10 protein-coding genes are annotated in these 12438 nt (G+C 71.9%); 3 read left to right on the forward strand and 7 right to left on the reverse strand.

Features of this window, described 5'->3' with window-relative positions; translation table 11 throughout:
- The coding region (locus tag ACTIR_RS26825; RefSeq protein WP_052583930.1) for a DUF6541 family protein at positions 1–1838 on the forward strand (1838 nt) is incomplete at its 5' end.
- 58 nt (positions 1839–1896) lie between these two features.
- On the opposite strand, the gene ACTIR_RS0117200 is transcribed toward ACTIR_RS26825, so the two are convergent.
- From ACTIR_RS0117200 to ACTIR_RS0117210, 3 genes are read right to left on the reverse strand one after another with little or no spacing between them, the layout of a single operon-like run.
- Positions 1897–3063 (reverse strand): glycosyltransferase family 4 protein, encoded by a 1167-nt coding sequence (locus tag ACTIR_RS0117200; protein WP_026455206.1) that lies wholly within the window; start codon positions 3061–3063, stop codon positions 1897–1899.
- 3 nt (positions 3064–3066) lie between these two features.
- The gene (locus ACTIR_RS0117205; protein ID WP_026455207.1) at positions 3067–4062 is read right to left on the reverse strand and encodes a Gfo/Idh/MocA family protein; all 996 of its coding nucleotides are present in this window, start codon (positions 4060–4062) and stop codon (positions 3067–3069) included.
- Positions 4059–5150: a DegT/DnrJ/EryC1/StrS family aminotransferase gene (locus ACTIR_RS0117210; RefSeq protein WP_026455208.1), complete on the reverse strand. Its 1092-nt coding sequence runs from the start codon at positions 5148–5150 to the stop codon at positions 4059–4061. The genes ACTIR_RS0117205 and ACTIR_RS0117210 overlap by 4 nt, the downstream gene beginning before the upstream one ends.
- A 176-nt stretch (positions 5151–5326) precedes the next feature.
- On the opposite strand from ACTIR_RS0117210, the gene ACTIR_RS0117215 reads away from it, so the two are divergent.
- A complete protein-coding gene (locus ACTIR_RS0117215; RefSeq protein ID WP_034240669.1) occupies positions 5327–6847 on the forward strand; it encodes a polysaccharide biosynthesis protein in 1521 nt (506 codons plus the stop codon).
- Positions 6848–6869: 22 nt separating this feature from the next.
- Here the strand turns inward: ACTIR_RS0117215 and ACTIR_RS0117220 are convergent, their stop codons facing one another.
- From ACTIR_RS0117220 to ACTIR_RS24010, 4 genes are all read right to left on the reverse strand, one after another.
- On the reverse strand, positions 6870–7958 hold the full coding sequence (locus ACTIR_RS0117220; RefSeq protein ID WP_026455210.1) for a glycosyltransferase family 4 protein: 1089 nt from the start codon (positions 7956–7958) through the stop codon (positions 6870–6872).
- A gap of 97 nt (positions 7959–8055) precedes the next feature.
- Positions 8056–8655, reverse strand: a complete 600-nt coding sequence (locus ACTIR_RS0117225) for an acyltransferase (protein WP_026455211.1) — start codon at positions 8653–8655, stop codon at positions 8056–8058.
- Between the two features lie 149 nt (positions 8656–8804).
- Complete coding sequence (locus tag ACTIR_RS0117230; RefSeq protein ID WP_026455212.1) at positions 8805–10094, reverse strand: nucleotide sugar dehydrogenase; 1290 nt, start codon at positions 10092–10094, stop codon at positions 8805–8807.
- A 103-nt stretch (positions 10095–10197) separates the two neighbouring features.
- Complete coding sequence (locus ACTIR_RS24010; RefSeq protein WP_034240685.1) at positions 10198–11379, reverse strand: membrane protein; 1182 nt, start codon at positions 11377–11379, stop codon at positions 10198–10200.
- A 233-nt stretch (positions 11380–11612) separates the two neighbouring features.
- Between ACTIR_RS24010 and ACTIR_RS24015 the strand changes: the two genes are divergently transcribed.
- Positions 11613–12438 (forward strand): NAD-dependent epimerase/dehydratase family protein (locus ACTIR_RS24015; RefSeq protein WP_034240670.1); only part of this gene is annotated, 826 nt, incomplete at its 3' end.

The raw sequence follows: 12438 nt of genomic DNA on the forward strand, positions 1-12438 counted from the left end.
TGAACCTGCCGTGGCACGTGCTCGTCGTCGCGGGGGCCGCCGTCGCGCTGGCGCTGACGGGCCTGGCACTGCGGACCTTCGCCCCCGGTGTCCTCGGTGTCCGCGGCCCGCGTGACCGGCACGACCGCCGACCGCTGCGCTCCCGCGGGAATCTGGTGGTGTACGCCGGTGCCCTGCTGATCCCGGCCGTGCTGCTCACCCGCGGCCTGACCACGATGATCGGCGCGCCGGAGAACATCTCCCAAACCTACGACAACATCTTCCACCTCAACGCGATCCGCTTCATCCTCGACAGCGGGTCGGGCTCGTCACTCACGCTCGGCGGGATGTACAGCGACGGGGCGGAACCGTCGCTGTATCCGGGCGCGTGGCACGACCTCGTGAGCCTGGTCGTGCAGGTCTCCGGCGCGTCGCTGCCCGCGGCGGTGAACGCGGTGACGCTCGTGGTCGGGGCTGTGGTCTGGCCGCTGTCGTGTCTGTTCCTGGTCACCCGCGTGACGGGGGTGCGCCCGGTCCCGGTCGCCTTCGCCGGGGCGCTCTCGGCCGCCTTCGGCGCCTTCCCGTACCGCATGGTGGACTTCGGGGTCCTGTACCCCTACTTCCTCGCCCTGGCCGTCCTCCCCGCAGCGATCGCCCTGGCGGCCACCGCGATCGGTGTGGGCCACACGGGCGGGGCGCCCCGGCGAGCGGCGGGCGTCCTGCTGCTCACGGCCGTCGCGGGCGGTCTGGGGCTGGCCCATCCCTCCACGGTGTTGGCGCTCGGCGTGCTGGCCGTGCCGATGCTGGTCGTCGCGGTCTGGCGGCGGCGTCCGACCGGACATCCCGACGGCGACACCGTGCCGCGGTTCGCCGTGCGGACCGTCCTGCTGGCCACGTACCTGGCGGCGCTCACGCTCGTGTGGCTGCGGGCACGGCCCAGCGAGGCGGCTTCCGCCTGGCCTCCGGTGCAGACCATCCCGCAGGCGATCGGGCAGGTCCTCTCCGGCGGGATCGGCGCCCAGGGGCCGAGCTGGTTCGTTTTGGCACTGCTACTGGTCACCATCGCCGTGCTGCCCCGCCTGCGATACGCCTGGTGGCTGGTGGCGCTGCAGGCCATCGTCGCCGGCCTGTTCATCGTGGTCTCGGCCGTGCCGGACAGCCCACTCCGGGATCTCCTCACCGGGATCTGGTACAACGACACCCGCAGGCTGGCCGGACAGCTCCCGGTGATCACCGCCGTGCTGTGCGCGGTGACCGCGACCTGGATCTTCACCCGGTACATCCGGCGGCTGGCCGAACACCGACCCGACATCGGTCGTCGCCTCGGCGAACCCGGGGAGGATGCGGCCCCCGCCCGCGCGGGGGTGGCGCTCGTCCTGGCGGCCCTGCTCGGTGTGGCGGGCCAGTTCAGCTCGGTCAACTACGCGGTGTGGGCCGGACAGTACAACTACACGATGGATGCGGACGCGCCGGTGCTCTCCCCCGCGGAACGCGAGCTGCTGACCCGCCTCGACGAGACCGTCCCCGAAGACACGACGATCATCGGCAACCCGTGGACCGGGACGGCACTGGCCTACGCCCTCGGCGAGCGGCGCACCCTCACCCCGCACGTCGGCGGCACGATCCCCGAGGACGCGCAGTTCCTCATGGACAACCTGCACCGGCTCGACACGGACCCCCGGGTGTGCGACACCGTCCACGAACTGGACAGCCACCACGTCCTGTTCTTCGCCGGACCACAGGTGCACGGCAAGGGCATCTACTTCGAAGGGCTGAAGTCGGTGGCCGTGAATCCCGGCCTCACCCGGGTGGACAGCGAAGGCCCCGCCGCCATCCTGTATCGCGTGACCGGCTGCTGAGGGCCGACACAGGCGCCGTGACTCGGCATCGGGCACCGGTGCAACTGCGGAAGCTCCGTCAGTCGCCCCGCACGACCTCGTCGATGACGTCGACGGCGTTCGCAGCGACCGTGCGCAGGCTGTGGTTGCGCTCCACCCAGGCCGACAGTTCGGCCCTGCGCCCCGGGTCCGGGGAATCGGCCAGTGCCTTCTCCATGGCTCCGGCCACGGATTCCTCGTCGTATTTCACGGCCCAGCCGAGCTCGTTGTCCCGAATTATCGCAGCCATCGGCCCCACCCCGGAGTAGATCACCGGCGCTCCGGCGGAGAGGCTCGCCAGCGCCTTCGTCGCGAAGGCGAAGTCGTAGCCCGCACCCGGTTTCACCGAGGCGAGCGCGGCCGAGGCCGTGGCGAACTCACGGCTGAGCACGTCCGGCGGCTGAGGTGGGCGGAACTCGACCTGCCCCGGTGCCACCCGGTCCGCGAGCTCGGTGAGGGCAGGTACGTCGACACCCTGCCCGATCATCAGCAGGGTCGCGTCCGGATAGCGCTCGGCGACCCGGCCGAACGCGCGCACGAACACCTCCGCGCCGTGAATCTCCGACATCGTGCCGCCGTAGACCAACTTCCGCCCCGACGCCGGCGAGTCCACCTCCGTGACCCGGAACCGCTCGGTGTCGATACCCACGCCGACGACGGTGACCCGCCGCTCCGGAGCCCCGAGTGCGACCACACCCGACCGCACACCGTCCGAGACGGCCAGAGTCTTCCGGGCGCCGGTAAGGACCCACCGTTCGAGGGCCTTGAGGATCCGGACCACCGTTCGGTTCACTCCGATGCCTTCGGCGGCGGTGGAGACCACATCCCCGGAATAGTGCACGTAGGGAGTGCGCCGCAGAGCGCAGGCGATCCGGCTGACCACTCCGGTGGTCGTCGGTGGCTCCACCACCACCACGTCGCTGCGCGTACAGAGCAAACGGAAGAACAGCGGGACGTCGTAGCTGAGGTACTGGACATATCCGCGGACGTTGCCGCCCGCGTCGCGTAGCACCGGCCACCGGCGCACGTCCAGCCGACCGTCGTCGATCCGCGTCCCCGACGGGGGCACCGTGGTCAACACTCGGACGTCGTAGTCCCGCTCCACCAGCTCGTCGGCCAGTGTGCCGAGCCGATACGCGGCCGCTCCCGGCTCGGGCCGGAACAACCGGGAGACGATGGTGACCCGTTCGCGCTTGCGCCCCGGCACCGCTCACACCGTCCCGGCCGCCGTCAGCCGCCCCGCCGAGGCCAGCAGTTCCTCCGCCGTCCGGAGGGTGTTCTGCCCCTCCTGCAGGGTGACCACGTCGTTGCCGACGCCGAGCACCGCGTCGCGGAACTTCTCGTGCTCCACCCGCAGCGGCTCCCGCTTCGGGATCGCGAACCGGGTCACGTCGCCCTCGGCCACCCCGCGGAAGGCCGCCACCGAGTCCCACTCGGTGCTGACCACGCCGTTGGCGTAAAAGGTGAGGTCGGCGCTGACGGTGTCGGCGACGAACGCGCCCCGCTCGCCGGTGACCACGGTGACCCGCTCCTTCATCGGCGAGAGCCAGTTCACCAGGTGGTTGGTGATGATGCCGTTGGCCAGCCGCCCCGTGGCGGCCACCATGTCCTCGTGCGGCCGCCCGGAACGGGTGGTGACCTGGGCGGAGACGGTGCTGTACTCCGACTTCGCCAGCCACGCCGTGAGGTCGATGTCGTGGGTGGCGAGGTCCTTGACCACGCCGACGTCGGCGATGCGCGCCGGGAACGGGCCCTGCCTGCGGGTGGCGATCTGGTACATCTCCCCCAGCTCCCCGGCGGCCATCCGGTCGCGCAGCGACTGCAACGCCGGGTTGTACCGCTCGATGTGCCCGACGGCGCCGAGGACGCCGTTCGCGGCGAACGCGTCCACCAGCCGGGCCCCGGCCTCGACGCTGTGCGCGATCGGCTTCTCGATCAGCGTCGGCACACCCGCCTCGGCCAGCGCGATCCCCACCTCCTCGTGGAAGCCGGTGGGCACGGCGCACACGGCCGCGTCGATCCCGACGTCGATCAGCTCGTGCACGTCACCCACGACGGGGAGGTCGCCGGCCACGCCGTGCGGGTCACCACCCGCGTCGGCGACCGCGACCAGCTCCAGGCCCTCGACCTCGCGCACCACCCGCGCGTGGTGGCGCCCCATCATGCCGAGCCCGATGAGGCCGACCCGCAGTTCCGTCACGTTCACGCTCCCGCCTTCGCCAGGGTGTTCACCGCGGTCACGATGCGCTCGCGGTCCTCGTCGTCCAGGGATGGGTGCACCGGCAGGGACAGCACCGTGGCCGCCGCGCGCTCGGTGTTCGGCAGGTCCGCCTCCCGCGCGAAGGAGGGCAGGCGGTGGTTCGGGATCGGGTAGTACACCCCCGAGCCGATGTCGTACTCCCGCTTCAGCGCGGCGGCGAAGCCGTCCCGGTCGTCCGGCACGGTGACCGTGTACTGGTGGTAGACGTGCACCGCGCCGTCGGCCACGGCCGGGGTGCCGACCCCGTCCAGGTTGCGGTCGAAGAACCGCGCGGTGGCCTGCCGGGTGGCCGTCCAGTCGCCGACCCGGCCCAGCTGCGTCCGGCCGATGGCCGCGTGCAGGTCGGTCATCCGGGCGTTGAACCCGACCAGCTCGTTCTCGTACTGCCGCTGCATCCCCTGGTTGCGCAGCAGCCGCAGGGCGCGCTCCACCTCGGCGTCGCCGGTGCAGACCATGCCGCCCTCGCCGGAGGTCATGTTCTTGGTGGGGTAGAGGCTGAACATCGCGAACGTGCCGAACGCCCCCACCGGGGTGCCGTGCAGGCTCGCACCGTGCGCCTGCGCGGCGTCCTCGTACAGCGCCAGCCCGTGCTCCCGCGCCAGCCGGGTCAGCGCGGGCATGTCCGCCGGGTGCCCGTACAGGTGCACCGGCATGATGCCCTTCGTCCGGTCGGTGATCCGCGCGGCGACGCTGTCCGGGTCGAGACAGTAGTGCGCGGGCTCGATGTCGGCGAACACCGGCGTCGCCCCGGTCAGGGCCACCGCGTTCGCGGTCGCGGCGAAGGTGAACGACGGCACGATCACCTCGTCCCCCGGCCCGACCCCGGCGGCCAGCAGCCCCAGGTGCAGACCCGAGGTGCCCGAGTTCACCGCCACCGTCGCGCGCCCGTCGACCAGGACGCGGCCGAACTCCTCCTCGAACGCGGCCACCTCGGAGCCCTGCGCCAGCATCCCGGAACGGAGCACGGCGTCGACGGCGTCGCGTTCGGCGTCACCGATCAGGGGCTTGGCGGCCGGGATGAACTCGTTACTCACGCGGACGTCCTCGAAGATCGCGGCGGGCACGCTGGCGTGCCTCACCTTATTCCCCGTCACACTGGCCGTACGCGTGGGCCAAGCGATACTCACACCGGCGACAGGGAAGCCCGCGTCCCGGTGCAGACGCACAACCACCTCACCGGCCGCCCGGCCGCACATCTACCGTGTGTCACATGGCTGACTCGCGCGAGGTGGGCACCGACGACGCACCGGCGGCGACACCCACCGTGGGTCACCGGGAAGCGTTGGTCGCCCGCGTGGATGTCCGCACGGACGCGGTCTCGCTCGCGCCCGGTCCGCGCGCGGTGGTCTCGGCCCTCGGGATCGCGATCCAGGGCCTGGTGCGGTTCGTCTACAGCCTGTTGATCGGCCGCACACTCCCCCCGGGCTTCCTCTCCGCCACGAACAGCGCGATCTCGACCGCGTTGCTGGCCACCATGCTCTGGCCCACCTCGATCGGAGCGGCCGCCGCGAAGTTCCTCGCCCGGGAGTCGCAGGATCCGGAACTCCGCAGCGCGTTGACCCACCATCTGGCCCGGCTGGCGATCGTCACGTCGACGGCACTCGGGGTCGGCGCGGGCCTACTGACCTCCCTGCTGCTCTCCCCCGGTGACGCGACGACGGGTGTGCTGGTGGCTCTGCTGACCACGGGCTGGTCCGGCTACACGTTCGTCCGCGGCGTCCAGTACGCGACGGGTCGGGTTCTGCGCGCGACCGTGTGGGACGCGCTCTCCTTCGTCGTGGCGGTCGCCGGACTCGTGCTCGTGCTGCTGCTCGGGCACACCGCGTGGTTGCTCGTCCCACTCACCGTCGGGTACGCCGTCTACACCGTGGCCGGGTGGCCGCGCTGCCGTCCCGGCCCGGTAAGCCGCGAACTGCGCCGGGAGATCAACCGATTCGTGGCGTGGGGCGTGCTCGCGTCGCTGGCCACCGGTGGGTTCCTGCAGCTGACGATGGTCCTGGCGGAGCAGACGGGGGATGCCGTCAGCGCCGATGCCTACGCCGCCGCGCTCACGCTCGCCACACCCGCCTCGATGCTCGGCTCGGTGCTCGGGCTGCTGCTACTGCCCTCCCTCTCCGCCGCGATCGGCCGCGGCGACCTCGCCGCGGCACGCGGACAGACCGACCTGGCGCACCGGATGCTGGTCGTGGCCACCGGCGCGGTGTTCGGCACCCTCGTGGTGGGCAGCCGACTGGTCGTCGGTCTGCTGTGGCCCGGGCTGTCCGAGGCGGTACCCGTACTCGAAGTGCTGCTCGCGGCGACCTTTCTGCTGACCCTGTGCACGGTCGTCACCGAGTCGATCAGGTCCTACGATCACGAGGGTGCCCGTGTGGTGGCCCTGTCCCGCACCGCCGGTTTCGTCGTCGGCCTGGGGACGGTGCTGGTGCTGATGCCGACACTGTCCGTTTTCGGCATCGCGATCGGCTACCTCGCGGGGATGGCCGTGACCGGCCTGGTACCGGTCGCCGTGGTCTGGCGCCGGGACCGGCAGTCCTGGGCGCTGCTGCACCTCAAGATCGCCGGTGGTGCGGCGCTCGCCGGGTTCCTGTCCTGGGCACGACCGGATACCGGGGGGCCGGGATGGATCGACCCGGTGCTCGCCCTGGCGTTCCTCGCCGCCTGGCTGACAGTGCATCGCACCGACGTGGTCCGACTCGTGCGTGCCTCCGGGCGCACCACCGTGCCCCGGTGACGTGGACCGGATCCGGCGTCGCTCATCCCCGCACGCCGCGGTAGAGGTCGTCGAACCGCCTCGCCACTCCGTCGGCCCCGCACAGTGCCGTCACCGTCGCACTCAGTTCGTCCGGTGACGCCCCGGCGAAGCGTTCCCTGGCCCGCAGGAGCCCCCGCGCGAGCGCCTCCGGCTCGTCCGAGTCGACGAGCACGCCGTTGGCTTCGGATACGTAGTCGACGAACCCACCCGACCCGGGCAACACCACCGGGCGGCCGCTGGCGACCGCCTCCGCGCCGGCCGCCAGGAACGTCTCGAACGCCGTCGGCAGGAAGAACACGTTGTGCGCGTGAAGATGGTCGACGACCTTCTCCGGTTGCACCGCCCCCACCAGGTCGATTCGGTCCGACACGCCCAGTTCCTCGGCGTGTGCCCGGATCTGCGCGCGCAGCGGCCCGTCACCCACCCACGTGAGGGTGGTGTCCACACCGTCGGCCACCAGCCTGGCCACGGTGTCCACCGCCAGCAGCGGCCGCTTGCCCGGGACCAGGCCGCCCACCGCGACCAGCGTGAGCGGGTCCCATGGCGGTTGCGCGGCCGGCGTGAAGGAGTCGGGGACCACACACGGGACCACCTCGGCGCGACCGTCCGAGGTGAACCGGGCGAGCGCGGTCGCGAGAACGCTGGACACCGCGCTGACCTTCCTCGGGAGGCGAAGCAGGTGCCGCGCGAAAGCCAGCCGCGGCCAGAGGCCGGGCACGGTGTCCGGGTATGCCGCACCACTCCAGTGCTCGGTGTGCACCCACCGCGAGCGGATGAGCGGCGTCAGCGGCGCGAGGACACCGAGAGTGCTGAACGCCATGCTGTGGACGATCTCGGCATCCGCGACGGACCGCCGCACGACGTTGAGGTTCCGCAGGAACTCGTGCGGACGCGCGGGATCGAGGGGCAACCTGGTCACCGGCAGGCCGGCGAACTCCTCCTCGGACGGCCGACCGCGCGCACCGAGACGCGCGTGCACCACGCTGACGTCGTGCTCCCGCGCGATCGCGTGGGCGTGGCCGACGTTGAACGGTGCGACGCCGGGCGCCTCCGCACTCGGGAACCACGTGGTGACCACCACTACACGCATGCGCTCTCCCCACCGGCCCGTCACGGCGGCGCCGGACCTGATCGACGATGGACTCCCTGTTCATCGGGGGCGGTCGGACCCGCGAGGCGGCCTCGCCCTACTGCTGGGCCTCATCAACCTCGACGAGGACGCCGTCCGTCTCCTGGTGGGTCGCACCGGTGACCGGGCACACCCACCGCCCGTCCTCCTGCCGCAGCGGGGCGCCGGCACGCCCCACCCAGCCGACCCGGCGCGCGGGCACGCCCGCGACCAGGGCGAAGTCCGGGACGTCCTTGGTCACCACGGCCCCGGCCGCGACCGTGGCCCACGCCCCGATCCGCACCGGCGCCACGCACACGGCCCGCGCCCCGACCGACGCGCCCTCGGCGATCGTGACCCCCACCGCGTCCCAGTCGGAGGCGCTCTTCAGGCTGCCGTCCGGGTTGATCGCACGGGGATAGGTGTCGTTGGTCAGCACCACCGCCGGGCCGAGGAACACCCCGGCGGCCAGTTCGGCGGGTTCGTACACCAGCGCGTGGTTCTGGACCTTGCAGTTGTCCCCCATGCGCACCCCGGTGCCGACGTAGGCGCCGCGGCCGACGATGCAGTTCTCGCCGAGTTCGGCGTCCTCCCGCACCTGCGCCAGGTGCCACACCTTGCTACCCGCACCGAGCTTCGCGGTGCCGGCCACGTCGGCACCGTCGGCCACGAACACCATGCCGTCCACCTCTCCGTCCGATTCCGTCCGATCCCGTCCACCGGACGTGCTCCCGAGGTACCCGTGAAGGGCACCTTCCCTGCGTACGGCGCGGTGAGGGGCACATTCGCTGCGTCACACGCAGGGAAAGTGCCCCTCACGACACACCCTCACGCCTTGCCGATCACCCGGTAGGTCACGCCCGGCCAGTGTTCCGGGGAGGAGACGCGGCGGCCGTCGACGAAGGTGGCCACGCCGGGCAGGTCGTCCGGGCCGAGCTCGGCGTACTCCGGGTGGTCGGCCTGGACCACGGCGGCGTCGACCGTCTCCCCGAGGTGGTACGGCTCGAACCCGAGGTCGCGCAGCTCGTCGTCGGTGTAGAGCGGATCGTGCACCAGCGCGGTCGCGCCCCGCTCGCGCAGCGCGGTGACCGCGCCGAACACCCCGGAGAACGCCGTCTCCTTCACCCCGCCGCGGTAGGCCGCGCCGAGCACGACGACCCGGGCGCCGGTGAGGTCGCCGTGCGCCCCCTCCAGCAGCCCCATCGTGTAGTCGGGCATGGCCGCGTTCGTCTCCCGGGCCGCGCGCACCACGGTGGCGTCCGGGTCGTTCCAGAGGTACAGCCGCGGATACACCGGGATGCAGTGCCCGCCGACGGCGATGCCCGGCTGATGGATGTGGCTGTAGGGCTGCGAGTTGGACGCCTCGATCACCTGGTAGACGTCGATCCCGGCGGTGGTCGCGTACCGGGCGAACTGGTTCGCCAAACCGATGTTGACGTCACGGTAGGTGGTCTCGGCGAGCTTCGCGAGCTCGCTCGCCTCCGCCGAGCCGAGGTCCCACACCCCGTTGCCCCGGGGCAGGTCCGGCCGGTCGTCGAAGTCCAGCACCGCCTCGTAGAACTGCACCGCACGGGCCGCACCCGCCTCGGACAGGCCCCCGATCAGCTTCGGGTACTTGCGCAGGTCCGCGAACACCCGCCCGGTGAGCACCCGCTCCGGGGAGAACACGACGTGGAAGTCGCGCCCCTCGACCAGACCGGACCCGGACTCCAACATCGGCTTCCACCGCTGCCGGGTGGTCCCCACCGGCAGCGTGGTCTCGTAGGAGATCAGCGTGTCCGGCGTCAGGTGCCGGGCCAGCTCGGTGGTCGCGGCGTCCATCCAGCCGAAGTCCGGCCGGGCCTCGTCGTCCACGAACAGCGGCACGACCAGCACGACCGCGTCGGCGCCCGGGATCGCGTCGGCGTAGTCGGTGGTGGCCCGCAGGGCGCCGGACGGCACCAGCTCGTCGAGCCTGTCCTGGAGGTGCGCCTCCCCGGGGAACGGCTCCACCGCGTCGTTGACCTGCTTCACCACCTGCTCGTTGACGTCCACGCCGACGACCTCGTGGCCCTTCGCCGCGTACTGCGCGGCGAGCGGCAGACCGATCTTTCCCAACGCGATGACAGCGATCTTCACCGAAAAGGGTCCTGTTCTCCTCGGGCGGGCTGGGATGGCGCATGAGCTGCCAGAGCCGCAGCCTAACGTGCCCAGGCAGGGCGCGACCGCTCGGCCGTACGGCTCAGGGCGACCACTCCCACACCAGCAGCAGATAGCCACCGAAGTAGGCGGAGATCGCGGTCAGCACGGTCAGGGTCACCACGGCCGCGGCGGTGCGGGTCCGGGCGAGCGCGATCGCGACCGGTAGCAGTAGCGGTACGGCGACAAGCAGGAAGCGCGCCTTCGCGTTGTACATTCCCGAGCCGCCGAGCGTGGTCAACAGCAGCACACCCGAGTAGAGCAACAGCGGCCAGGGTTGGCGCTGCAGGAGACTGTGCGCGAACAACGCCACTGCTACCACCAGGATCAGGGTGACGACGTAGAAGTCCAGCGCAGAGGGCTCCCCCAGGACGTCGAGCGCGAACGACAGGGTGTAACCCCCGCCGTCCCAGCTCGTGTTCCAACCGTGTTCCTCGATGCGGAACCAGGCGTCCGGGCGGCCGACCTGGTACCCGACCCAGGCGAGATAGCCGAGCCACCCCGCGGGCGCGAGGAACAGTGCCACCCACGGCCGCCACCCCGCCGGACGCCGTACCACGGCGACCAGGGCCGCCAGGCACACCACCGCGATCAGAGCGGTGGCTGTCGGCCGGGTCAGCCCGGCGAGCAGGCACAACCACCCGGCGCTCAGCCACCGCCCGGTGAGCACCGTGTACAGCCCCCACACGGCCAGCGCGGTGAACAGGCTCTCCGTGTAGGCCATGGATTCCACGACCGCGTGCGGCAGCACGCCCCACAGCACAGCCAGGACGATGCCGGTGCGCCGGTCGTGCAGATGGGATCCGAGGGTGTACAGACCCCAGGCGGCCACCAGCCCGGCGACCCAGGCGAGCACGAGGGCCGCCCCCACGGAACCCAGCGTCGTCACACCCGACAGGGCACGGGCGAGTACGGGATAGAGCGGGAAGAACACCATGTCGCTCTGGGCCGGCTCGCCACCGTCGTAGCCGTTTTCGATGATCCGCACGTACCAGGCCGAGTCGTGCAGGGTGCCCAACAGTTCCACGAGACCGCGGGACTCCGACGCTCCCCAGATCCCGAGGACGCCGACGCCGACCATCCGGACCGCGAGGTACGCGGCGACGGCGGGGAGAGCGGACCGGGTGAGGCGGTTCCGCCACCGTTCCCCCCGGCGGGCGCCCTTCGAGGGCGACGGCGGCTCCGGTGCCACGAGCGGTGGTGCCGGGGTGCGCAGGACTGTCACGGGGTGGCGTTCCTCCGGGCGGATGGCCGGGACGAAACGGAACACTGACGCCGCTCCCGGGGTCCGGCAAACCGAGACGGCGGCTTTCACCCGGTTCAGCGGTCACCGGTACCGTGTCGTCCCGGTCGAACCGACCACGGAGTACGATTCCGACGGCCGCCCATCGGCCGACCACGCCGTCCGCGCGCCGACCGCGGACGCGCGTCGCACGAGTCGACGGCGAAAGGAACCGCGTGCGGGCACTCGTCACCGGCGGAGCCGGGTTCATCGGCTCCACCCTGGTCGACCGGCTGCTGGCCGACGGCCACGACGTGCACGTCGCCGACGACCTGCGCCGCGGGCGGCGGGAGAACCTGGCCGCCGCGGCGGCCACCGGACGCCTGGCGCTGCACGAGGTCGACATCACCACGCCCGACCTGCGCGACGTCGTCGCCGACGCCGCGCCCGAGGTGATCTTCCACCTGGCCGCGCAGATCGACGTCCGGGTCAGCGTGACCGACCCGTTGACCGACGCGCACCAGAACGTGGTGGGCACCGTCAACGTCGCCGAGGCCGCGCGGCACGCGGGCGTGCGCAAGATCGTGTTCGCGTCGTCCGGCGGCTCCATCTACGGCACCCCGGAGAACCTGCCCACCACCGAGCAGGCGCCGCTGGACCCGAAGTCCCCCTACGCGGCGAGCAAGATCTCCGGCGAGTACTACCTGGGCACCTACCGCAGGCTGCACGAGGTGGACTGCACGACCCTGGCGATGGCCAACGTCTACGGTCCCCGGCAGGACCCCGGCGGGGAGGCCGGCGTCGTGGCGATCTTCGCGGCGGCGTTGCTGCGTGGCGAGCCGACCACGGTGTTCGGCGACGGCGGCAACACCCGGGACTACGTCTACGTCGCCGACGCGGTGTCCGCGTTCGTCGCCGCCGCGGGTGAGCAGGGCGGGGGCGGCCGGTTCAACATCGGCACCGGCGTCCAGACCTCGGACCGTGAGCTGCACCGGGTCGTCGCCGCGGCCGCGGGCGCCGAGGACGCACCCACGCACGGTCCCGCCCGCCTCGGCGACCTGC

The sequence above is a fragment of the Saccharomonospora iraqiensis subsp. iraqiensis genome, assembly GCF_000430445.1.
Lineage (GTDB): Bacteria > Actinomycetota > Actinomycetes > Mycobacteriales > Pseudonocardiaceae > Saccharomonospora > Saccharomonospora iraqiensis.

Bases quoted from the DNA above. Each gene is read 5' to 3' on its own strand.
- ACTIR_RS0117225 (WP_026455211.1), bottom strand. From the start codon at position 8,655: ATGGTGTTCGTGGCCGACGGTGCCGACGTGGCCGGCACCGCGAAGCTC.
- ACTIR_RS0117215 (WP_034240669.1), top strand. From the start codon at position 5,327: ATGGCTGACTCGCGCGAGGTGGGCACCGACGACGCACCGGCGGCGACA.
- ACTIR_RS0117220 (WP_026455210.1), bottom strand. From the start codon at position 7,958: ATGCGTGTAGTGGTGGTCACCACGTGGTTCCCGAGTGCGGAGGCGCCC.